This is a genomic window from Ruminiclostridium papyrosolvens DSM 2782 (assembly GCF_029318685.1).
In the GTDB taxonomy this organism is placed as follows: Bacteria; Bacillota; Clostridia; order Acetivibrionales; family DSM-1351; genus Ruminiclostridium; species Ruminiclostridium papyrosolvens.
The window spans coordinates 505,361-526,208 of record NZ_CP119677.1 but is presented as its reverse complement, the minus strand read 5'-3'; the positions used below and the strand labels follow the sequence as shown (position 1 = coordinate 526,208).

Annotated in this window: 29 protein-coding genes, 1 tRNA gene and 3 rRNA genes; all 33 read right to left on the bottom strand. The window is 40.2% G+C overall.

Going from position 1 to position 20,848, the window contains the following annotated elements:
* Window positions 1–2: 2 nt before the first annotated feature.
* Window positions 3–407: a 30S ribosomal protein S11 gene (gene rpsK / locus P0092_RS02445; protein WP_004620814.1), complete on the bottom strand. Its 405-nt coding sequence runs from the start codon at window positions 405–407 to the stop codon at window positions 3–5.
* 21 nt (window positions 408–428) lie between these two features.
* Window positions 429–797, bottom strand: coding sequence for a 30S ribosomal protein S13 (rpsM, locus tag P0092_RS02440; protein ID WP_004620816.1), 369 nt, complete (start codon window positions 795–797; stop codon window positions 429–431).
* Between the two features lie 234 nt (window positions 798–1,031).
* Window positions 1,032–1,145: a 50S ribosomal protein L36 gene (rpmJ, locus tag P0092_RS02435; protein WP_004620818.1), complete on the bottom strand. Its 114-nt coding sequence runs from the start codon at window positions 1,143–1,145 to the stop codon at window positions 1,032–1,034.
* A 92-nt stretch (window positions 1,146–1,237) separates the two neighbouring features.
* Entirely contained in the window at window positions 1,238–1,456 is a 219-nt protein-coding gene (infA, locus tag P0092_RS02430) for a translation initiation factor IF-1 (protein WP_004620820.1), read from the bottom strand.
* A gap of 54 nt (window positions 1,457–1,510) precedes the next feature.
* On the bottom strand, window positions 1,511–1,792 hold the full coding sequence (locus tag P0092_RS02425; protein ID WP_004620822.1) for a KOW domain-containing RNA-binding protein: 282 nt from the start codon (window positions 1,790–1,792) through the stop codon (window positions 1,511–1,513).
* 107 nt (window positions 1,793–1,899) lie between these two features.
* Window positions 1,900–2,667 (bottom strand): type I methionyl aminopeptidase, encoded by a 768-nt coding sequence (map, locus tag P0092_RS02420; protein WP_004620825.1) that lies wholly within the window; start codon window positions 2,665–2,667, stop codon window positions 1,900–1,902.
* Between the two features lies 1 nt (window position 2,668).
* Window positions 2,669–3,313 (bottom strand): adenylate kinase, encoded by a 645-nt coding sequence (locus tag P0092_RS02415; protein ID WP_004620827.1) that lies wholly within the window; start codon window positions 3,311–3,313, stop codon window positions 2,669–2,671.
* Window positions 3,314–3,413: 100 nt separating this feature from the next.
* A complete protein-coding gene (secY, locus tag P0092_RS02410) occupies window positions 3,414–4,706 on the bottom strand; it encodes a preprotein translocase subunit SecY (RefSeq protein WP_004620829.1) in 1,293 nt (430 codons plus the stop codon).
* 1 nt (window position 4,707) lies between these two features.
* The gene (gene rplO, locus P0092_RS02405) at window positions 4,708–5,151 is read right to left on the bottom strand and encodes a 50S ribosomal protein L15 (RefSeq protein ID WP_004620832.1); all 444 of its coding nucleotides are present in this window, start codon (window positions 5,149–5,151) and stop codon (window positions 4,708–4,710) included.
* 14 nt (window positions 5,152–5,165) lie between these two features.
* Window positions 5,166–5,345 carry a 50S ribosomal protein L30 gene (gene rpmD, locus P0092_RS02400; protein WP_004620835.1) on the bottom strand — a complete coding sequence of 60 codons (180 nt, stop codon included), beginning with the start codon at window positions 5,343–5,345 and terminating at the stop codon, window positions 5,166–5,168.
* 12 nt (window positions 5,346–5,357) lie between these two features.
* Window positions 5,358–5,861 (bottom strand): 30S ribosomal protein S5, encoded by a 504-nt coding sequence (gene rpsE, locus P0092_RS02395; RefSeq protein ID WP_004620838.1) that lies wholly within the window; start codon window positions 5,859–5,861, stop codon window positions 5,358–5,360.
* Window positions 5,862–5,879: 18 nt separating this feature from the next.
* Window positions 5,880–6,248 (bottom strand): 50S ribosomal protein L18, encoded by a 369-nt coding sequence (gene rplR, locus P0092_RS02390; protein WP_004620841.1) that lies wholly within the window; start codon window positions 6,246–6,248, stop codon window positions 5,880–5,882.
* Window positions 6,249–6,265: 17 nt separating this feature from the next.
* Entirely contained in the window at window positions 6,266–6,817 is a 552-nt protein-coding gene (gene rplF, locus P0092_RS02385) for a 50S ribosomal protein L6 (protein WP_004620844.1), read from the bottom strand.
* Window positions 6,818–6,932: 115 nt separating this feature from the next.
* A complete protein-coding gene (gene rpsH / locus P0092_RS02380) occupies window positions 6,933–7,331 on the bottom strand; it encodes a 30S ribosomal protein S8 (protein ID WP_004620845.1) in 399 nt (132 codons plus the stop codon).
* Between the two features lie 24 nt (window positions 7,332–7,355).
* Window positions 7,356–7,541 (bottom strand): type Z 30S ribosomal protein S14, encoded by a 186-nt coding sequence (locus P0092_RS02375; protein ID WP_004620848.1) that lies wholly within the window; start codon window positions 7,539–7,541, stop codon window positions 7,356–7,358.
* A gap of 15 nt (window positions 7,542–7,556) precedes the next feature.
* Window positions 7,557–8,099, bottom strand: a complete 543-nt coding sequence (gene rplE / locus P0092_RS02370; protein ID WP_004620849.1) for a 50S ribosomal protein L5 — start codon at window positions 8,097–8,099, stop codon at window positions 7,557–7,559.
* Between the two features lie 27 nt (window positions 8,100–8,126).
* Window positions 8,127–8,477 carry a 50S ribosomal protein L24 gene (gene rplX, locus P0092_RS02365; protein WP_004620851.1) on the bottom strand — a complete coding sequence of 117 codons (351 nt, stop codon included), beginning with the start codon at window positions 8,475–8,477 and terminating at the stop codon, window positions 8,127–8,129.
* Between the two features lie 18 nt (window positions 8,478–8,495).
* Window positions 8,496–8,864, bottom strand: a complete 369-nt coding sequence (rplN, locus tag P0092_RS02360) for a 50S ribosomal protein L14 (RefSeq protein ID WP_004620853.1) — start codon at window positions 8,862–8,864, stop codon at window positions 8,496–8,498.
* A 43-nt stretch (window positions 8,865–8,907) separates the two neighbouring features.
* Window positions 8,908–9,165 (bottom strand): 30S ribosomal protein S17, encoded by a 258-nt coding sequence (gene rpsQ / locus P0092_RS02355; protein WP_004620855.1) that lies wholly within the window; start codon window positions 9,163–9,165, stop codon window positions 8,908–8,910.
* A 120-nt stretch (window positions 9,166–9,285) separates the two neighbouring features.
* Window positions 9,286–9,486: a 50S ribosomal protein L29 gene (gene rpmC / locus P0092_RS02350; protein WP_004620858.1), complete on the bottom strand. Its 201-nt coding sequence runs from the start codon at window positions 9,484–9,486 to the stop codon at window positions 9,286–9,288.
* Window positions 9,476–9,913 (bottom strand): 50S ribosomal protein L16, encoded by a 438-nt coding sequence (rplP, locus tag P0092_RS02345; protein WP_004620860.1) that lies wholly within the window; start codon window positions 9,911–9,913, stop codon window positions 9,476–9,478. Before rplP ends, rpmC begins: the two co-directional genes overlap by 11 nt.
* A complete protein-coding gene (gene rpsC / locus P0092_RS02340) occupies window positions 9,913–10,581 on the bottom strand; it encodes a 30S ribosomal protein S3 (RefSeq protein WP_004620862.1) in 669 nt (222 codons plus the stop codon). The genes rplP and rpsC overlap by 1 nt, the downstream gene beginning before the upstream one ends.
* 19 nt (window positions 10,582–10,600) lie before the next feature.
* Window positions 10,601–10,945 (bottom strand): 50S ribosomal protein L22, encoded by a 345-nt coding sequence (rplV, locus tag P0092_RS02335; RefSeq protein WP_479692060.1) that lies wholly within the window; start codon window positions 10,943–10,945, stop codon window positions 10,601–10,603.
* 184 nt (window positions 10,946–11,129) lie between these two features.
* Window positions 11,130–11,411, bottom strand: a complete 282-nt coding sequence (rpsS, locus tag P0092_RS02330) for a 30S ribosomal protein S19 (protein WP_004620867.1) — start codon at window positions 11,409–11,411, stop codon at window positions 11,130–11,132.
* Between the two features lie 84 nt (window positions 11,412–11,495).
* Window positions 11,496–12,329: a 50S ribosomal protein L2 gene (rplB, locus tag P0092_RS02325; RefSeq protein WP_004620868.1), complete on the bottom strand. Its 834-nt coding sequence runs from the start codon at window positions 12,327–12,329 to the stop codon at window positions 11,496–11,498.
* 31 nt (window positions 12,330–12,360) lie between these two features.
* Window positions 12,361–12,714, bottom strand: coding sequence for a 50S ribosomal protein L23 (rplW, locus tag P0092_RS02320; protein ID WP_004620871.1), 354 nt, complete (start codon window positions 12,712–12,714; stop codon window positions 12,361–12,363).
* Window positions 12,714–13,337, bottom strand: a complete 624-nt coding sequence (gene rplD, locus P0092_RS02315) for a 50S ribosomal protein L4 (RefSeq protein ID WP_004620872.1) — start codon at window positions 13,335–13,337, stop codon at window positions 12,714–12,716. The genes rplW and rplD overlap by 1 nt, the downstream gene beginning before the upstream one ends.
* 24 nt (window positions 13,338–13,361) lie before the next feature.
* Complete coding sequence (rplC, locus tag P0092_RS02310; RefSeq protein WP_004620874.1) at window positions 13,362–14,000, bottom strand: 50S ribosomal protein L3; 639 nt, start codon at window positions 13,998–14,000, stop codon at window positions 13,362–13,364.
* A 108-nt stretch (window positions 14,001–14,108) separates the two neighbouring features.
* Complete coding sequence (rpsJ, locus tag P0092_RS02305) at window positions 14,109–14,420, bottom strand: 30S ribosomal protein S10 (protein ID WP_004620876.1); 312 nt, start codon at window positions 14,418–14,420, stop codon at window positions 14,109–14,111.
* Window positions 14,421–14,803: 383 nt separating this feature from the next.
* Window positions 14,804–14,920 (bottom strand): 5S ribosomal RNA (gene rrf, locus P0092_RS02300).
* A gap of 111 nt (window positions 14,921–15,031) precedes the next feature.
* Window positions 15,032–18,084 (bottom strand): 23S ribosomal RNA (locus P0092_RS02295).
* 516 nt (window positions 18,085–18,600) lie between these two features.
* Window positions 18,601–18,677, bottom strand: a tRNA-Ile gene (locus tag P0092_RS02290).
* Window positions 18,678–18,870: 193 nt separating this feature from the next.
* Window positions 18,871–20,392, bottom strand: a 16S ribosomal RNA gene (locus tag P0092_RS02285).
* The 16S, 23S and 5S rRNA genes sit together here with 1 tRNA gene alongside, the layout of an rRNA operon.
* Between the last annotated feature and the right edge of the window lie 456 nt (window positions 20,393–20,848).

Here is a 20,848-nt window from a genome sequence, read left to right as displayed (position 1 = left end):
AATTATACTCTCCTGCGCTTAGGTGGTCTGCAGCCGTTGTGCGGAATTGGTGTAACGTCTTTTATAAGACTTACTTCAAGTCCAGCAGCTTGCAAAGCTCTAATAGCTGCTTCTCTACCTGCTCCAGGTCCCTTTACGTATACTTCAACTGTCTTAAGTCCGTGCTCCATTGCAGCTTTTGCAGCAGTTTCAGCAGCCATTTGAGCAGCAAATGGTGTGCTCTTTCTTGACCCTCTGAAACCAAGTCCGCCTGCACTAGCCCATGATAGTGCATTTCCGGCAGTGTCTGTCAAGGTAACAATTGTATTATTAAAAGATGAACGGATATGAGCAGCTCCACGTTCAATGTTTTTACGTTCTCTTCTTTTTCTGGTAGTTCTTTTAGCACCAGCAGTCTTCGTTGCCATTTGTTCGCAAACCTCCTTTAACTATTTCTTTTTGCCGCTAACGGGCTTTGAAGGGCCTTTTCTAGTCCTTGCATTTGTCTTTGTACGTTGTCCTCTTACAGGAAGACCCATTCTATGTCTTCTTCCTCTATAGCATCCGATTTCAATAAGACGCTTGATGTTTAAAGCGATTTCTCTTCTGAGGTCACCTTCAACCTTGTATTCTTTGTCGATTACTTCTCTGATTTTGTTTATTTCATCATCAGTCAGATCTCTAACACGAGTATCAGGGCTAACACCAGTCTTAACAAGAATCTCGTTAGACTTAGGTCTTCCAATACCGTAAATATAAGTGAGACCAATTTCTACCCTTTTCTCTCTGGGCAAATCTACTCCGGCAATACGTGCCATTTTTACTTACACCTCCATTAAAATTCGTGTCGCCATACTTACGACACTCGAACTAATTCTCCACCGGTTGGTTCATGAAATTGTACGATGCCATTCCCATAGGCTCATGTCCAAACGATATCGTCAAATATTTAAAATATCAACAAGAAAACAATGAATCGGGAAATTCTTTTGTTCAGCCGCTTCTTGCCGAGATTTTACGAAATTAAATAAAACATTGATGTGGGTCCAATATTAACCCTGTTTTTGCTTATGCTTTGGGTTTTCGCAGATAACCATTACTCTGCCTTTTCTTTTAATAATCTTGCACTTTTCGCATATAGTCTTAACTGATGGTTTTACTTTCATCGCTATATCCTCCTTATAATAAGAAAAAAATCTGCTTAATTAGTTAATTGGGTAATACTTTTATATTAATAAATAATACCTTTAGGTATATATTATTTTGCTCTCCAAGTTATTCTTCCTCTGGTAAGGTCGTATGGTGACAATTCAAGGGTTACCTTATCACCCGGAAGAATCCTTATAAAATTCATTCTGAGCTTACCTGATATATGTGCCAATACCTTATGCCCATTCTCAAGCTCTACCTGAAACATAGCATTAGGCAATGCCTCAATAACAGTACCTTCAACCTCTATAACATCATCTTTTGCCAAACTAACACCTCCTCCAAAGGATAAATAATTCATTTATAAATTCATTGCTCTTAACTAAACTTTACTGTCAACAGGTACATTATATTCAACAAGTGCCTTCCTTATCTCGGCATTTGTGCATCTTTCTCCTGAAGAAATTTTCTGTGCAATAGCTTCTATAACATTGTTTGTAGCAATCAGGTGTCTCAACTTCTTTTTCTTAGGATTCTCCAGCCTTCTGGTGCTTCCGTCACTAATGAGTACATAACTGCCCTCACTCAAACCTGTCACTACAAATATTTTTCCTGCGTCCCGCCCTGCTTTAGAAAGTACGACCTGTCCCAGGACTACATTCAATGTAATTCACCTCTAAGCATAAAATTTACACAGTCAAACCAAATATAAATTATACAGGAAAACTATAATTATAACAATACAATTTATAAAAAAACTAAAAATATTTATTAGAACCTTGTTAATATAACCGGTCCGTCGTTAGTAATTGCTACTGAATTTTCATAGTGCGCAGAAAGCGATTTGTCAGTTGTTACAACAGTCCATCTGTTTTCTAAAACTTTTACACTATAGCTACCTGCATTAACCATTGGCTCGACAGCTATTGTCATTCCGTTTTCAAGCCGCGGGCCTCTTCTCTTTGTTACATAATTCGGTATATCCGGCATCTCATGTAAATCTCTTCCAATACCGTGCCCTACAAAATCTCTTACCACAGAAAAGCCCTTACTCTCAACATGATTTTGAATAGCTTCTGATATATCTCTTATGTGATTGCCTATTACCATTTGTTTTAATCCTTCAAAGAAACTCTGACGCGTTTCATCAATAAGTCTTTGTGCCTCAGCATTAATATTTCCCACTGCAAAGGTCCTTGCTGCATCTGCATGATATCCGTTTAAATGAACACCAACATCTATACTGATAATATCGCCATCTTTTAAAGGCTTTAAACTCGGTATCCCATGAACCACTTCCTCATTGACAGATGCACATATACTACCGGGGAAAGGAACCATTCCAGGAACACCAACATCGTATCCTTTAAAAGAAGGTGTTGCGTGATTCTTTTTAATATACTCTTCAGCAATTCTGTCCAATTCCTTAGTGGTAACACCCGGTACAGTATTTTTCTTTATTAGTTGAAGAGCTCCATATAGAATCTCTCCAGATTTTTTCATCTTTTCAATTTCAGATTGTGATTTTATAGTAAACATCTTAAATACCTAAAACTTTCATTACACGTCTTGATGTTTCTTCAACTTCTCCGGCGCCTTCAGCTACTTTGAGTTTGCCGGCTTTTTCGTAATAATTGATAAGTGGTTGTGTTTGCTTATGATATGTTTCAAGTCTGTTCAATACTGTTTCAGCAGCATCGTCAGCTCTTTGAATAACAGCGGATTTGCAAACGTCGCATATTCCTTCTTCTTTTGTAGGATTGAATACAACATTGTATGTTGCACCGCAGTTTGTACATACACGTCTTCCGGACATTCTTTCAATAATATCTTCGTCTTTTACATTTATTAAAAGAGCAACATCCAGATTAATGTTCATTTGCAGCAAAACCTTATCAAGGTATTCAGCCTGAGGAATTGTTCTTGGGAAACCATCCAAAATAAATCCATTTGCACAGTCAGCATTTCCCAATCTGTCCTTTACTATTTCCACAGTCAGTTCGTCTGGTACCAACTCTCCCTTATCCATAAATGCCTTTGCCTTTAGTCCAAGAGGAGTATTTCCCTTTATGTTCGCTCTGAAAATATCACCGGTTGAAATATGCGGAATACTAAGTTTTTCAGAAATAATCTTTGCTTGAGTTCCCTTTCCAGCTCCGGGAGCTCCTAATAATATGATCCTCATTATTTTCACCTCTTTACAATTACTTATAACATTAAGTTTAGGGCTTATGACGTATCATAAACCCCAAACCATTTGCTAACTAATCTAATTTGAAAGGACCTTATTCCAAGAATCCTTTATAGTGTCTCATAAGCATTTGTGATTCGATTTGTCTTACAGTATCAATTGCAACACCAACCAAGATCAGAACGCTTGTTCCGGCAAACCATACTCCCTGTACTCCTGTAATCCAACCAATAATATATGGGAATATAGTTATAAGAGCAAGGAACAATGCACCAAACCATGTTATCCTGTTCAATACCTTTGCGATATACTCGGAAGTTGGCTTACCAGGTCTTATACCAGGTATAAACCCACCATTCTTCTTCATGTTATTAGCAAGTTCAATTGGATTAAACTGAACATAAGTATAGAAGAATGTAAATCCGATAATTAATAAAGCATAAAGTATTGCATATGACCAATGGCCTGACCAATTCTTTATAAATCCGGCAACACCGCTAGTTGCATTTGGTCTTGCAAATCCTACGATTGTTGAAGGAAGCATCATGATAGACATTGCAAAGATTATAGGAATAACTCCTGCCCAGTTTACCTTTATAGGTAAGTGAGTACTTTGTCCTCCATAAACCTTTCTACCAACAACTCTCTTAGCATATTGTACAGGTATACGACGTTCAGCTTGATTAACCCAAACAACACAAGTGATAACACCAACGAATACAAGAAGTATTCCAAGTATTGCTAAAATACCTACTGCACCATTTCCTAAGTTACCCAAAGTGTAGTTCTTTATAATATAGTTAGCCCCTGTAGGACCAGCTGACAATATACCTGCGAAAATCAACATTGAAATACCGTTTCCAATACCGTACTCGGTGATTTGTTCACCAAGCCACATCAAAAATGCTGTTCCGGCAGTAAGTGTAAGTGTTACTGTAATGAAGGTTATAACGTTAAGTCCTGAAATAAGAGCACCTCTTAGACCGATAGTAATGGCAGTAGCCTGCAAGAATGCCAAAATTACTGTTGCATATCTTATCCATTGACCTATCTTTTTCCTGCCCTCTTCGCCTTCCTTTGATAACTGTTCCAGCTTTGGAATAGCAATCGTTAACAACTGCATAATAATTGATGCATTGATGTATGGTGTTATACTCATTGCGAATATAGTTGCATTCTTAAAAGATCCACCACCAATGATATCAATAAAGTTAAACAACTGTCCACCCTTTGAAATAAGTTGTGCAAACCAATCAGGGTTCAATCCAGGAACAGGGATTCTAGATCCTAATCTAAAAATTAGGAGAAGGCCAATAGTTATTAATATCTTTTTCTTTAAATCAGGAATTTTCCAGGAATTCTTAAGTGTATCCATCATTCCACTCACGTTATACCACCTCGACCTTTCCTCCCACAGCTTCTATCTTTTCAGTAGCTGTTTTTGTAAATTTAGCCGCTTGTACTGTTAACTTTTTAGTTAACTCTCCGTTACCTAAAATTGCTACTCCATCTATAATCTTTTTAGCAAGGCCCGAAGATTTAAGAAGTTCTTCAGTTACAACTGTACCTTCATCAAATATATTCAAATCAGATACGTTAACTTCAGTATACTTTTTAGAAAACTCGTAGTTGTTAAATCCCCTTTTTGGTAATCTCATATATAAAGGCATCTGACCACCTTCAAAACCTGGTCTAACACCTCCGCCGGCACGGGCATTTTGTCCTTTGTGACCCCTACCACCGGTTTTACCGTTACCACTGCCTATACCTCTACCTTTTCTATTAGGTAGCTTTTTTGATCCAGGAGCAGGCTGTAATTCAAATAATTTCATTGACTACACCTCCCTTATATTTCTTCTACACAAACAAGATGTGAAACTTTTCTAATCATTCCTCTAATTTGAGGGTTGTCATTGTGTTCAACTGCAGTTCCGATTTTACCTAAACCAAGAGCTTTTACAGTTGCAGTCTGACTCTTAACAGCCTTATTTGTGCTCTTCTTTAGAGTTATCTTTAACTTAGCCATTTAATGTCCCCCCTAGCCCAGAATCTCTTCTGCTGTTTTTCCGCGAAGTCTAGCAACTTCTTCAGCTGTCTTTAACTGAGCAAGACCTTCAATAGTTGCATTAACCATATTAATTGGGTTGTTTGAGCCCAATGACTTCGTTCTTATATCACGGATTCCTGCAAGTTCAAGTACAGCTCTTACAGGTCCTCCGGCAATAACTCCGGTACCTTGTCCGGCAGGCTTAAGTAATACTTTACCTGCTCCAAACACTCCGATTGCTTCGTGTGGAATTGTTGTTTCAACAAGCGGAACTTTAATCAGGTTCTTCTTAGCATCTTCAATACCTTTACGAATAGCTTCTGGTATTTCAGCAGCTTTACCCATTCCAGTTCCAACATATCCGTTTTCGTCTCCTACTACTACTAACGCACTGAAACGAAAATTTCTACCACCTTTAACAACCTTTGTTACACGTCCTATATTAACAACTTTTTCTTTAAGCTCACCTAAAGTGCTGGCATCAATTCGTTGCATGTATTCCCCTCCTTCTCCTTAAAAATCCAAGCCTGCTTCTCTAGCAGCGTCAGCAAGCTCTTTAACTCTTCCATGATAGATATATCCGCCTCTATCAAATACAACCTTCTTTATACCCTTGTCAATAGCTTTAGAAGCTATTAATTTTCCAACCTCTTTAGCTGCTTCTTTGTTTCCGCCGTTAGCAACTTTTCCTTTTAACGCGGCATCAAGTGTTGAAGCGGATACAAGAGTATTACCGGTTGTATCATCGATTATCTGAACATAAATGTTGTTTAAACTTCTAAAAACGTTCATTCTTGGACGCTCAACAGTTCCAGTAATCTTTTTGCGTACTCTCAGATGCTTTCTGAGTCTTACATCGTTTCTATTTGCTTTATTTATCATTTACTCTCATCTCCTTTCTACTTTTTGCCCTTGCCACCAGTCTTACCTTCTTTACGTCTTATAACTTCAGTTTCGTATTTGATACCCTTACCCTTATAAGGCTCAGGAGGTCTCTTTTCACGAATCTTAGCAGCAACTTCACCAACTACCTGCTTGTCTATTCCTCTAACAATTATCTTGTTAGGTGCAGGAACTTCAGTTGCAATACCTTCAGGATCTTCCATCTCAACAGGATGTGAATAACCCAGGGTTAAAACCAACTTTTTACCCTGCTTTTGTGCTCTGTAACCAACACCGTTGATATCAAGAGCTTTTTGATATCCATTGGTAACACCTTCAACCATATTGTTGATAAGTGTTCTTGTTAAACCATGGAGTGATTTGTGCATTTTTAAATCAGATGGTCTTTCAACCACTATCTGATCAGCCTCAACCTTAATAATCATATCCTTGTGGAACTGCTTTATAAGAGTTCCTTTTGTACCTTTTACAGTCAATAAATTGTCGCCGTCTAGTTTAACTGTTACTCCCTTTGGAAGAGCTATTGGCAACTTTCCTATTCTTGACATGTCATATACCTCCAGTTCTTAAAATTATGGGCTATTTAATGCCCTTTTCAGACCTTAGAGTATTTTCAAATTCTTAGATAAGAATTTGAAAATACTTTACCTGAGGATTTATAACTTACCAAACAAATGCCAGAACTTCTCCGCCTATACCTTCTACTCTGGCCTTCCTGTCAGTCATTATTCCCTTTGATGTTGAGATAATTGCTATACCGAGTCCGCCTAAAACCTTTGGCAGTTCGTCTTTTCCTGCATATACTCTCAAACCAGGCTTACTAATTCTCTTTATTCCAGTTATAACGTTTTGCTTATTATTGGCGTACTTCAGGTTAACCCTAAGTACTCCTTGCTTTCCGTCACTAATTTCTTCAAAATTCTTAATATATCCTTCTTCCAGCAAAATATTTGCTATAGACCTCTTGAGGTTGGAAGCGGGTATATCAACTGATTCATGTTTTGCAGAACCTGCATTTCTTATTCTGGTCAACATATCAGCTATTGCATCAGTAATTTGCATATGTTTAACCTCCTTCCAATGATATTACCAGCTTGCTTTTTTAACGCCAGGTATTTGACCTTTGTACGCTAACTGTCTAAAGCATAAACGGCAAATTCCAAATTTTCTAATGTATGCATGTGGTCTTCCACATATTTTACATCTATTGTAAGCCCTTGTACTAAACTTGGGTGTACGTTGTTGCTTTATAATCATAGATTTCTTTGCCATGCCTTCAATCCCTCCTTAGCTCTGGCTGAATGGCATACCAAGTAACTTTAGAAGCTCTTTTGCTTCTTCATCACTCTTAGCCGTAGTTACAAAAACGATATCCATTCCTCTTAACTTATCAACCTTGTCATACTCTATTTCAGGGAATATTAGCTGGTCTTTTACACCCATAGAGTAATTTCCTCTACCGTCAAATGAGTTATTGGAAAGACCTCTGAAGTCTCTTACTCTAGGAATGGCTACATTAAAGAGCTTATCAACGAATTCATACATTCTTGCGCCTCTTAATGTAACCTTACAGCCAATATTCATTCCCTGTCTCAACTTAAATGCCGCAACAGACTTCTTAGCCTTTGTTACAATCGGCTTCTGTCCGGTAATCAATGTCATATCATTTACTGCTGAATCCATAGCCTTTGGATTGTCCTTAACTTCTCCGACTCCCATGTTAAGAACTATCTTTTCAAGCTTTGGAATCTGCATGTTACTGCTATATTTAAACTTTTCTTTCAAAGCAGGAACTGCTTCACTAAGATATTTGTCTTTTAACCTTACCATCTGCTATACCTCCTTCCGGCAGTGCTATTAACCGTCTTTGTTTTTATCTAATACTATATCAATAATTTCGTTACAGTTCTTACAAGCTCTAGCCTTCTGCCCGTTGTCGAGAATTTTCTTTGCAACTTTGGTAGGCTTTCCACATTTGTCACAAACCAACATAACATTTGAACTGTTAATATGTGATTCCTGATGGATAATGCCACCTTGTTGATATTTTCCTCTAGGCTTTTTGTGCTTTGTTGACATGTTTACGCCTTCAACAAGTACTTGATTAGTAGAAGGATTTACGCTTAATACCTTGCCCTTCTTGCCTCTATCTTTTCCTGAAAGCACAAGAACTGTATCACTCTTTTTTACATGAACTTTGTTTGCCAAATTAAGCCGCCTCCTTCCTTACAATACTTCCGGTGCAAGAGAAAGAATCTTCATGAAATCCTTATCTCTTAATTCTCTTGCAACAGGTCCAAATATACGAGTTCCTCTTGGGTTCTTATCATCTTTAATTATAACTGCAGCGTTTTCATCAAATCTGATGTAAGATCCGTCTGGTCTTCTAACGCCTTTCTTAGAGCGTACAATAACGCACTTTACTACGTCACCTTTTTTTACAACACCGCCGGGTGTTGCATTTTTAACAGAAGCTACTATAACATCACCTATATTAGCATACTTTCTCCAAGAACCGCCAAGAACTTTTATACACATAAGTTCTTTAGCTCCGGTATTATCAGCTACTTTCATTCTAGACTGAACTTGAATCATAGTGGTACCTCCTTCCAAAATTTCTGCTCAGACTGCACATATATTATTGTGCCTTTTCAACGATTTCAACAAGTCTCCATCTCTTTTCCTTACTCAATGGTCTTGTTTCCATTACTTTAACTTTATCACCAATCTGGCATGTGTTTTCTTCATCATGTGCCTTTAGCTTATAAGTTCTCTTAACAATTTTTCCGTATAACGGATGCTTTACACTAGTTTCTATAGCAACAACAATAGTTTTATCCATTTTATTGCTGACAACCTTGCCAACCCTAGTCTTTCTTAAAGCTCTTTCAACCAAGTGGAATTACCTCCTTCCGAATACTCGTCTTTGTGATACTATCGGTTGATGTATTACAAAGAACATAACTGACGTTATTCATTATGGTTAAGGTTTTTCAATTACTTTAGCAAATAGCTATTACTTGTTATCGCTAAGCTCTTTTTCCCTTATTATTGTTTTAACTCTAGCAATGGATTTTTTAACATCCTTAAGTTTCATTGGGTTCTCAAGCTGATTTGTAGCAAGCTGAAATCTAAGCTTAAAGAGTTCAGACTTTAATTCGCCCAATTCCTTGTTTAATTCAACAATATCCTTTTCTCTGATTTCACTAGCTTTCATTTGCTTCACCACCCATTTCTGTCTCGCGGGTTACAAATTTACATTTAACCGGAAGCTTGTGCATAGCGAGTCTTAATGCCTCTCTAGCTGTTTCTTCAGGTACTCCCGCAATTTCAAATAATACTCTTCCAGGTTTTACTACTGCAACCCAGTACTCCGGTGAACCTTTACCACTACCCATACGAGTTTCAGCAGGTTTCTTTGTTACCGGTTTATCAGGGAATATTTTAATCCAAACCTTACCGCCACGCTTAATGAAACGAGTCATTGCTATTCTGGCAGCTTCAATCTGGTTGCTTGTTATCCAAGCAGGTTCTAAAGCCTGAATTCCGAACTCACCATTGCTAACAAAGTTACCTCTGGTAGCTTTTCCGGTCATTCTACCTCTGTGAACCCTTCTATGTTTTACTCTTTTGGGCATTAACATTACTTAACCCCTCCTTCCGCTTTTCTGTCTCTCTTAACAGCAGGAAGAACTTCTCCTTTGTATATCCATACCTTGACACCGATTTTACCATAAGTTGTGTTTGCTTCGGCAAAACCATAGTCTATATCAGCACGAAGTGTTTGAAGTGGAATAGTACCGTCATGATAATGCTCAGTTCTTGCGATTTCAGCACCACCAAGTCTACCTGCACACGCAGTCTTGATACCCTTAGCACCAAGTTTCATTGTTCTTGACATAGCCTGCTTCATTGCTCTTCTGAAAGATATACGTTTTTCTAGCTGTGACGCGATGTTCTCTGCAACTAACTGAGCATCCATTTCAGGAACTTTAATCTCAGTGATGTTAATCAGAACGCTCTTTCCTGTCATTTTTTCTATTTCTTTTCTAAGTTCTTCAATACCTTGGCCACCCTTGCCTATTACAAGTCCTGGCTTTGCAGTATTTACATTAATCTTGACCTTATTTGCCGCACGGTCAATCTCAATTCTAGAAATGCCTGAAATATAAAGCTTCTTCTTTATGAAATTTCTTATTTTCACGTCTTCAACAAGATAGCTGCTAAAAGATTTGTCATTAGCATACCATTTTGTATCCCAATCTTTAATAATTCCAATTCTTAATCCATGAGGATTTACTTTCTGGCCCATTACTCAACCTCCTTCTCGCTTATTCTCTTTCCTTTACAACCAATGTTATATGGCTGGTTCTTTTTTGAATTTTAAATGCTCTACCTTGAGCACGTGGCATAATTCTCTTTAATGTTGGTCCTTGAGTTGCAAAAGCTTCTGCAATAAAAAGGTTATCATGATTCAAACTATTATTGTTAACAGCATTTGCTTCTGCTGACTTAAGAAGCTTGTACAAAACCTCTGATGCAGCCTTAGGTGTAAATTTGAGGATACCATAAGCCTCATCTATACCCTTATTTTTTATCAAATCCAGTACGATTTTAACCTTTCTGGATGATATACGTGCATATTTTAAAACTGCTCTTCCTTCATCTTTACCGATTCCGAGAACTTTTCTCTCTTTCTTAGTAAGAAGTGCAGGCTTATTTGACTTAGTATGCTTAGCATTTTGTTCAGCCAAAATCTGATCTTTATTCTTTAATAGCTCCTCTTTGGACAATACTTTTTTCTCCAACTGAATAGCCTCCTTTCAGTTCTAATCTTAAACTTTCAGTTTAAAAATTCTTTTACCTTAGAGAAGAAGACTTCTCGTTACCGCCATGTCCCTTGTATGTTCTTGTTGGCGCAAATTCACCAAGCTTATGCCCAACCATTTCTTCTGTTATATATACAGGAACGTGCTTCTTTCCATCATGAACAGCAATTGTGTGTCCAACCATCTGAGGGAATATAGTCGAAGCCCTTGACCAGGTCTTGATAACTTTCTTATCATTTACTTTATTCATTTCTTCAATCTTCTTAAGTAATGAATCAAGCACGTAAGGTCCCTTTTTAACTGATCTACTCATTATTCTAAAATCCTCCCTTCGCCGCCATCTCGTAGGATTTGGCGGAGCGGTTAACCCGCTCTTACTTCCAAATATCCCGATATATTACTTTTGATTTCTTCTCTTAACAATAAACTTATCTGACTTGTTTTTCTTCTTTCTAGTCTTCAAGCCAAGAGTTGGTTTACCCCAAGGTGTAACAGGACTTGGTCTACCGATTGGTGATTTACCTTCTCCACCACCGTGAGGATGGTCACAAGGGTTCATAACAACACCACGTACTGTAGGTCTGATACCCATCCATCTTTTTCTACCAGCCTTACCTAAAGACACGTTTTCGTGCTCAAGGTTACCAACCTGTCCAATTGTAGCTTTACAATTGATTCTAACCATACGAACTTCACCTGAAGGAAGTCTAACCTGAGCATATTCGCCCTCTTTAGCCATCAATTGAGCAGAGTTTCCTGCAGCTCTAACCATTTGGCCACCCTTACCTGGCTTAAGTTCAATATTATGAATTAATGAACCTACAGGGATATTTGTAAGAGGAAGTGCGTTACCTGGCTTGATATCCGCAGATGCTCCTGATTCAACAATATCGCCAACACTTAATCCCACTGGTGCAAGAATATATCTCTTTTCACCATCTAAATAGTTAAGAAGCGCAATATTTGCAGTCCTGTTTGGATCATACTCGATTGTAGCAACCTTTGCTTTGATTCCATCTTTGTCTCTCTTAAAATCTATAACTCTATATTTTTGTCTGTTACCGCCGCCTTGATGACGAACAGTAATCCTACCATATGAGTTTCTTCCTCCATTTTTCTTCAGAGGTTCCAGTAATGACTTTTCAGGTTCAACTTTCGATAAATCTGAATAATCCATTCCTGTCATAAACCTTCTGGATGGAGAAGTAGGACTATACTTTTTTAATGCCATCTCTTCTCACTCCTTTTATAACCTGGCTTAATTACTGAGCAACGCCAAATTCTTCGATGCTAGTTTTATATTTCTTATTATTTGATACTGTCTTACCGCCCTTTGTTAAGTATTCAACAGACTTTGGATCGGTATCGATTTTAACGATTGCCTTTTTCCAAGCTGGACGTGGTCCTTCATGAACACCTGTGCGCTTAACTTTACCATCAAAGTTCATAGTATTAACTTGTAATACTTTAACGCTGAATAATGCTTCAATTGCCTTTTTGATTTCGGTTTTTGTTGACTTTACATCAACAACAAAAGTGTACTTACCAGCACCTATTTCCATATTACTTTTTTCAGTTATATATGGCTTTATAATTATGTCTTGTGGCAATCTCATTATGCGTACACCTCCTCAACCTTTTCAACAGCATCCTTAGTTATAATAAACTTATCATATTTCAATATATCAAATACATTAAGTGTATTTACATATGCTGTCTTTATTCCTGGTATGTTTCTAGCAGACTTAACAATGTTTTCGTTCTTTGAATCAATTACTATCAAAGCACTTGAATCAACTTTTAAATTGCTAAGCACACCTACCATTGACTTAGTCTTAATTGCTTCCAATGTCAAAGCATCCAGTACAAAAATTTCGTTTCCTGAAACCTTTGATGTCAATGCTGACTTCATAGCAATACGCTTTACTTTCTTTGGCATAGTGTATCTGTAGCTACGTGGCTTAGGTCCTAATACTATACCACCTTTAATCCACTGTGCTGAACGGATACTACCCTGTCTTGCACGACCGGTTCCCTTTTGTCTCCATGGCTTCCTACCGCCACCTCTAACTTCACTCTTGGTCTTTGTAGACTGAGTACCTTGTCTTTTATTTGCTAACTGATTTACTACTACTGCGTGAAGTACTTCATTATTTACTTCTGCACCGAAAACGTTATCGCAAAGTTGAATATCTCCAACTACTTCACCTTTCATGTTATATAAATCAACCTTTGGCATGTGTTACTTCCTCCCTTCACGTTATTATTTACCGGATTTAACCGTACTTTTAATAACAAGCAATCCACCTTTAGGTCCTGGAAGAGCACCTTTTACAAGAATAAGGTTTCTTTCTGCATCAACTCTAACAACTTCAAGATTTTGAACTGTAGTGTTGTCCATACCCATATGACCTGGTAACTTCTTGCCCTTAAATACTCTCGCCGGATTGGTGTTTGCACTCATGGAACCAACTCTTCTGTGGTACATTGAACCGTGAGTTTTAGGTCCACCCTTTTGGCCGTATCTCTTAATAGTACCCTGAAATCCTTTACCCTTTGAAAGGCCACTTACGTCTATTTTATCTCCAGATTGGAACATATCCTCAGCCTTAATTTCCTGACCCACTTCATAGCTTGATATATCTTCCAGTCTGAATTCTCTAAGATACTTCATTGGAGCAAGCTTAGTCTTGCTGAACTGACCTAAAGCAGGTTTGCTAAGTTTCTTTTCCGCAACCTTTTGATATCCAACTTTTAAAGCATTATATCCGTCAGTTTCAACAGTCTTCTTTTGAACAACTGTTAAGGGGCCTGCTTCTACAACTGTAACTGGTATAACCAAACCATTTTCATCAAATATTTGAGTCATTCCAATTTTCTTACCTAACATTGCTTTTTTCATTAAAATTACCTCCTATGGTTATTGGTTCATATTTTCTATGAACATGACCTACTACTAACACTTAACATTGTAGACTAGCTTGACATTTATTACTTTCAATTATTGAAATTATAATTTAATCTCAATGTCTACACCCGCTGGAAGATCCAGCCTCATTAATGCGTCAACAGTCTTTGGCGTTGGTAGAACTACATCTATCAATCTCTTATGAGTTCTCATTTCAAACTGCTCTCTTGAGTCCTTGTATTTATGTGGAGCTCTTAAGATTGTAATAATCTCTTTCTCAGTAGGCAGCGGTACAGGTCCTGAAACCTTTGCGCCTGTCCTCTTAGCAGTTTCAACGATCTTCTCAGCTGACTGATCAAGCACCTGATGATCGAACGCCTTTAGTCTGATACGTATTTTCTGTTTGTTTGACATACATAAACCTCCTCGTACGTTGGATTTTGTCACGTACAACAAGTTTTGTCTGTACACTATGCCGGGTGTTTCATAACGTTTTATATAAAAACCCAGGATCGTTCTTATCCTTAATTGGACAAACTTAACCTGGGCATTTAAAGCGATATATATTACACTTCAAAATGTACAGTGACTTGTCGCCCGGTTTCTTGAATCGGACATTCTCAGCAAAAGTTACCTATTTCTATGAATAGCAATCTCCTGCGTCATCGTATGCCACGCCACAACATTCAATATTTTACTACATATTATTTATATTTGCAAGTGGTTTTAAAATAAATTTTTATTTTTTTTGATAATCTAAAAAAACCTCAAGCTATGAGCTTGAGGTTTTCATATAAATCCGGCGGAGACCTACTTTCCCGGGCCGTTTCCAGCCAAGTATTATCGGCACTGAGATGCTTAACTGCCGTGTTCGGTATGGGAACGGGTGTGGCCATCTCGTCATTTCCACCAGAAAATTATTAGGTACTTTGTACCTTCAGAACTGATTAATGTTATTCTTCTAAGAAGATGTGAAGCTCTCATTGTCTGGTTAAGACCTTCTACTTTTGAATACCTGTTTTCTTTGGGTCAAACCCTCGACCTATTAGTATCAGTCAGCTTAACACATTACTATGCTTACACTCCTGACCTATCAACCATGTAGTCTACATGGGGTCTTACCTATTGCTAGTGGGATATCTCATCTTGAGGTGGGTTTCACGCTTAGATGCCTTCAGCGTTTATCCCTGCCGAACTTGGCTACCCAGCTGTGCCATTGGTATGACAACTGGTGCACTAGAGGTTCGTCCATCCCGGTCCTCTCGTACTAAGGACAGATCCTCTCAAATATCCTGCGCCCGCGACAGATAGGGACCGAACTGTCTCACGACGTTCTGAACCCAGCTCGCGTACCGCTTTAATTGGCGAACAGCCAAACCCTTGGAACCTGCTACAGCTCCAGGATGCGATGAGCCGACATCGAGGTGCCAAACCTCCCCGTCGATGTGGACTCTTGGGGGAGATAAGCCTGTTATCCCCAGGGTAGCTTTTATCCGTTGAGCGATGGCAATTCCACTTTCATACCACCGGATCACTAAGCCCTACTTTCGTACCTGCTCGAGGTGTTTCTCTCACAGTCAGGCTACCTTATGCCTTTGCACTCGTTGCGCGATTTCCAACCGCGCTGAGGTAACCTTTGGACGCCTCCGTTACTCTTTGGGAGGCGACCGCCCCAGTCAAACTGCCCACCTGACAGTGTCCCTAGACCAGCTTATGGTCTCAGGTTAGAGTTCCAGTACTTTTAGAGTGGTATCCCAACGTCGACTCCTTGATGGCTGGCGCCACCAATTCTCAGTCTCCCACCTATCCTGTACAAAAAATACCGAAACCCAATATCAAGCTACAGTGAAGCTCCATGGGGTCTTTCCGTCTAGTCGCGGGTAACTTGCATCTTCACAAGTACTACAATTTCGCCGGGTACGTTGTTGAGACAGTGCCCAAGTCATTACGCCATTCGTGCGGGTCAGAACTTACCTGACAAGGAATTTCGCTACCTTAGGACCGTTATAGTTACGGCCGCCGTTTACTGGGGCTTAAGTTCATGCCTTCAGGTTTCCCCTAAGCAATTCCCGTAACCTTCCAGCACCGGGCAGGCGTCAGCCCCTATACTTCATCTTTCGATTTAGCAGAGACCTGTGTTTTTGATAAACAGTTGCTTGGGCCTATTCTCTGCGGCCTCAATTGCTTGAGGCACCCCTTTTCGCTAACTTACGGGGTCAATTTGCCGAGTTCCTTAACAACGCTTCTCCCGCTCGTCTTAGGATTCTCTCCTCACCTACCTGTGTCGGTTTGCGGTACTGGTACCTTTAATCTGGATAGTGGTTTTTCTCGTCAGTGTGGAATCTGTCACTTCGGTACTTGTTTTCCCTCCGCATCACGTCTTCGAAACATCCGGCGGATTTGCCTACCGGACTATCTACCTCGCTTGCACGATCTTTTCCAGCTGATCGCTTGACTTATCCTCCTGCGTCCCCACCTCTCTCATAACGATTAACGGTAGTACAGGAATTTCAACCTGTTGTCCATCACTTACGCCTTTCGGCCTCAGCTTAGGTCCAGACTTACCCTGGGCGGACGAACCTTCCCCAGGAAACCTTAGGTTTTCGACGGTAAAGATTCTCACTTTACTCTCGCTACTTATTCCGGCATTCTCACTACTGCTTCGTCCACAAGTCCTTTCGATCTTGCTTCAACCTACAACAGTAAGCTCCCCTACCACCCTCGTGCATCCAATACTATCTCCTAGTACACAGTTTAGCTATGAGATAATTTGACCAAATGTTTTGAATCATTTTTCATATGATACATTTGGTGAAATTACCTAGCTCTATTTTACTTGCTAGGCGATACTATTGGATGCACGCTGATCCATAGCTTCGGTACACAGTTTAGCCCCGGTAATTTTCGGCGCAGGCTCACTCGACTAGTGAGCTATTACGCACTCTTTGAATGAGTGGCTGCTTCTAAGCCAACATCCTAGTTGTCTTAGCAAGCCCACATCCTTTTCCACTTAACTGTGATTTTGGGACCTTAGCTGATGGTCTGGGCTGTTTCCCTTTTGACCATGGGACTTATCTCTCATAGTCTGACTCCCAAGTAACATCATTACGGCATTCGGAGTTTGATAGGGTTCGGTAACCCGGTAAGGCCCCTAGCCCATTCAGTGCTCTACCTCCGTATGATTTTCCCTTGAGGCTAGCCCTAAAGCTATTTCGGGGAGAACCAGCTATCTCCGAGTTCGATTGGAATTTCTCCGCCACCCACAGCTCATCCCAGACCTTTTCAACGGTCATGTGGTTCGGTCCTCCACGAGATTTTACTCCCGCTTCAACCTGTCCATGGGTAGGTCACCCGGTTTCGGGTCTATAGCATGCAACTTAACGCGCTCTTAACACTCGGTTTCCCTTCGGCTCCGTACCTTTAGTACTTAACCTTGCTGCATACAATAACTCGCCGGACCGTTCTACAAAAAGTACGCTGTCGAGCCTTAACGCTCTTCAACTGCTTGTAAACATAGGGTTTCAGGTTCTCTTTCACTCCCCTCCCGGGGTTCTTTTCACCTTTCCCTCACGGTACTGCTTCACTATCGGTCACCAGTTAGTATTTAGCCTTGGATGGTGGTCCACCCTGCTTCCCACGAGGTTTCACGTGCCTCGTGGTACTCTGGATTCTAGCCTGCCTCTTAACATTTCGCTTACGGGACTTTTACCCTCTATGGTCTCAGCTTTCCAGCTGCTCATTCTGCTATGTCTTAAGGATCATTATGCTAGTCCACAACCCCGAAAGATATTGCTATCTTTTGGTTTGGGCTCTTCCGCTTTCGCTCGCCACTACTTACGGAATCTCTTTTGATTTCTACTCCTGTTGGTACTTAGATGTTTCAGTTCCCAACGTCTGCCTTCGTAACACTATGTATTCATGTTACGATGACCGAGTGTTTAACTCGGCCGGGTTTCCCCATTCGGATATCCACGGGTCAATGGCTATTTGCGCCTCTCCGTAGCTTTTCGCAGCTTGTCACGTCCTTCATCGCCTTCTGGTGCCTAGGCATTCACCCTATGCTCTTAGTAGCTTGACCTCTAAAAACTCTACATGCGTCGTCCTACTTCGTCAGATTTCGTGTCCTGCGGTGCTCACATACCTATGTATGCTCCGCTCCTCGGCACTCATCTTTCTTGTATTACTCGCATCTATAGTTTTTATATATCGAATATCTTCGATTGATCAGATTCTCAATGTCAATTACATTGTAATTGATTTAAAGTGATTGTCTTAACCTATCAATGAGTTAATTTCCTAAGAGTTGCATGTTTCCAACGTAAACTGCTTTACGTGTTTCAAAGGATTTCTCCTTCTTCACATGTTACCCTTATTACTTTTTCAGAAAATACATATTTAATATATATCTCTTGTCTTCTCATCTTCTTAAAACGTATTTCAAACTCTTGTTTGAAACGCATTCTTTGAATAACATTATTCAGTTCTCAAGGTACAAACCTCGCAGTTGTTTGTGTTTCAACACTGACCGCGGAGTTTCTATTATACCAGTTTTCATTATTATGTCAACTGATATTTTCGGCTTTTTTAAAAGCCATGGTGGGCTCAAATGGAATCGAACCATCGACCTCACGCTTATCAGGCGTGCGCTCTAACCATCTGAGCTATGAGCCCATCAATAATACAAGTACCATATTACTATTTTTAAATAGTTACATGGGCTTTGAAAACTAAACAGTGATTGTAAAGAAACTCTAAGATAATGATTACCAGTCAAGCGAGCTTCGCTCAAGCTTTTCTGTCATTTATCTTCGACCTAAAGATTTGATTCATCTCAACCGTAGTTGCATGAACCATGTCTCCTTAGAAAGGAGGTGATCCAGCCGCACCTTCCGATACGGCTACCTTGTTACGACTTCACCCCAATCATCGGCCCCACCTTCGGCGACGTCCTCCTTGCGGTTAGACTATCGACTTCGGGTGTTGCAGACTCTCATGGTGTGACGGGCGGTGTGTACAAGGCCCGGGAACGTATTCACGGCAGTATGCTGACCTGCCATTACTAGCAATTCCGACTTCATGTGGGCGGGTTGCAGCCCACAATCTGAACTGGGACTATTTTTGGGGATTTGCTCCACTTTGCAGCTTAGCTTCCCTCTGTTATAGCCATTGTAGTACGTGTGTAGCCCAAGACATAAGGGGCATGATGATTTGACGTCGTCCCCACCTTCCTCCGATTTATCACCGGCAGTCTCGCTAGAGTGATCATCTTAATGTTATCAACTAGCAACAGGGGTTGCGCTCGTTGCGGGACTTAACCCAACATCTCACGACACGAGCTGACGACAACCATGCACCACCTGTAATAGTGTCCCGAAGGACTACGATATCTCTACCGTATTCACTATTATGTCAAGCCTTGGTAAGGTTCTTCGCGTTGCTTCGAATTAAACCACATACTCCACTGCTTGTGCGGGCCCCCGTCAATTCCTTTGAGTTTCAACCTTGCGGCCGTACTCCCCAGGTGGGATACTTATTGTGTTAACTCCGGCACAGAAGGGGTCGATACCTCCTACACCTAGTATCCATCGTTTACAGCGTGGACTACCAGGGTATCTAATCCTGTTTGCTCCCCACGCTTTCGCGCCTCAGCGTCAGTTACCGTCCAGAAAGCCGCCTTCGCCACTGGTGTTCCTCCTAATATCTACGCATTTCACCGCTACACTAGGAATTCCGCTTTCCTCTCCGGCACTCAAGAAACATAGTTTCAGATGCAGCTCCAGAGTTAAGCTCTGGGATTTCACATTTGACTTACATTCCCGCCTACACGCCCTTTACACCCAGTAATTCCGGACAACGCTTGCCACCTACGTATTACCGCGGCTGCTGGCACGTAGTTAGCCGTGGCTTATTCTTCAGGTACCGTCATTTTTTCGTCCCTGACTAAAGAAGTTTACAATCCGAAAACCTTCATCCTTCACGCGGCGTTGCTGCATCAGGGTTTCCCCCATTGTGCAATATTCCCCACTGCTGCCTCCCGTAGGAGTCTGGGCCGTGTCTCAGTCCCAATGTGGCCGATCAACCTCTCAGTTCGGCTACCAATCGTCGCCTTGGTGGTCCGTTACATCACCAACTAGCTAATTGGACGCGGGCCCATCTATTACCGGATTGCTCCTTTGACAACAAGAAAATGCTTTCTCGTTGTGTTATGCGGTATTAGCACAAGTTTCCCTGTGTTATCCCCCTGTAACAGGCAGGTTGCCCACGCGTTACTCACCCGTCCGCCGCTAAGTTAATCAAAAGCAAGCTTTCAATTAACTCCGCTCGACTTGCATGTGTTAGGCACGCCGCCAGCGTTCGTCCTGAGCCAGGATCAAACTCTCAAATTAGTATTTGAAAAATTTAATTAGCTCATTAAAATTTGCTGACTTATTTTCTAGTTCTTGTTTCCAAAAACCAGGTTGTAAAGTTCGCAAGTTACTCAATTTTGAAATCGTTTTACGATTTCGGAATTTTTCGAGTTCCTTTACATGTTTATCACTGTTTACTTTTCAAAGTCCATAAAGCCTTCTTACGACTGCTTTGTAAGGTTTTTGCTGTTTGTTTGTCGCAATCAGCTTAATTATAATAACACGCCTCTACTTCACTGTCAACACTTTTTTTACAAATTAATTAATCTCTTAACATCTATTGTATAAAAAATGTCTTCCTCCGTAGCAACGGCTTATTTAGAATATCATAATTACACTTTTATTGTCAACAAATACATTTACCATGCAGCTACCATTTTCGACTATTATCTTAATTTATATGTTTTTTATACCTATGTTCTAATTTATTCTTCC

Coding starts and splice junctions, on each gene's coding strand:
- rpmD (WP_004620835.1), bottom strand. CDS start 5,345: ATGGCTAAGTTAAAGATAACTCTAAAGAAGAGCACAAATAAGGCTGTT.
- rplW (WP_004620871.1), bottom strand. CDS start 12,714: ATGAGATTGCCACAAGACATAATTATAAAGCCATATATAACTGAAAAA.
- rpsC (WP_004620862.1), bottom strand. CDS start 10,581: ATGGGCCAGAAAGTAAATCCTCATGGATTAAGAATTGGAATTATTAAA.
- rplB (WP_004620868.1), bottom strand. CDS start 12,329: ATGGCATTAAAAAAGTATAGTCCTACTTCTCCATCCAGAAGGTTTATG.
- rplP (WP_004620860.1), bottom strand. CDS start 9,913: ATGTTAATGCCCAAAAGAGTAAAACATAGAAGGGTTCACAGAGGTAGA.
- rplO (WP_004620832.1), bottom strand. CDS start 5,151: ATGAAATTATTTGAATTACAGCCTGCTCCTGGATCAAAAAAGCTACCT.
- rpmJ (WP_004620818.1), bottom strand. CDS start 1,145: ATGAAAGTAAAACCATCAGTTAAGACTATATGCGAAAAGTGCAAGATT.
- rpsH (WP_004620845.1), bottom strand. CDS start 7,331: ATGCAAATTACTGATGCAATAGCTGATATGTTGACCAGAATAAGAAAT.
- map (WP_004620825.1), bottom strand. CDS start 2,667: ATGTTTACTATAAAATCACAATCTGAAATTGAAAAGATGAAAAAATCT.
- rplC (WP_004620874.1), bottom strand. CDS start 14,000: ATGAAAAAAGCAATGTTAGGTAAGAAAATTGGAATGACTCAAATATTT.
- rplN (WP_004620853.1), bottom strand. CDS start 8,864: ATGATTCAAGTTCAGTCTAGAATGAAAGTAGCTGATAATACCGGAGCT.
- rplE (WP_004620849.1), bottom strand. CDS start 8,099: ATGGTAAGGTTAAAAGACAAATATCTTAGTGAAGCAGTTCCTGCTTTG.
- rplR (WP_004620841.1), bottom strand. CDS start 6,248: ATGATAAATAAAGCAAATAGAAACGATGTAAGACTCAGAAAGCATCTG.
- rpsM (WP_004620816.1), bottom strand. CDS start 797: ATGGCACGTATTGCCGGAGTAGATTTGCCCAGAGAGAAAAGGGTAGAA.
- rpsJ (WP_004620876.1), bottom strand. CDS start 14,420: ATGTCAAACAAACAGAAAATACGTATCAGACTAAAGGCGTTCGATCAT.
- rplF (WP_004620844.1), bottom strand. CDS start 6,817: ATGTCAAGAATAGGAAAGTTGCCAATAGCTCTTCCAAAGGGAGTAACA.
- rpmC (WP_004620858.1), bottom strand. CDS start 9,486: ATGAAAGCTAGTGAAATCAGAGAAAAGGATATTGTTGAATTAAACAAG.
- P0092_RS02415 (WP_004620827.1), bottom strand. CDS start 3,313: ATGAGGATCATATTATTAGGAGCTCCCGGAGCTGGAAAGGGAACTCAA.
- rpsS (WP_004620867.1), bottom strand. CDS start 11,411: ATGAGTAGATCAGTTAAAAAGGGACCTTACGTGCTTGATTCATTACTT.
- rplD (WP_004620872.1), bottom strand. CDS start 13,337: ATGCCAAAGGTTGATTTATATAACATGAAAGGTGAAGTAGTTGGAGAT.
- P0092_RS02375 (WP_004620848.1), bottom strand. CDS start 7,541: ATGGCAAAGAAATCTATGATTATAAAGCAACAACGTACACCCAAGTTT.
- rpsK (WP_004620814.1), bottom strand. CDS start 407: ATGGCAACGAAGACTGCTGGTGCTAAAAGAACTACCAGAAAAAGAAGA.
- rpsE (WP_004620838.1), bottom strand. CDS start 5,861: ATGCAACGAATTGATGCCAGCACTTTAGGTGAGCTTAAAGAAAAAGTT.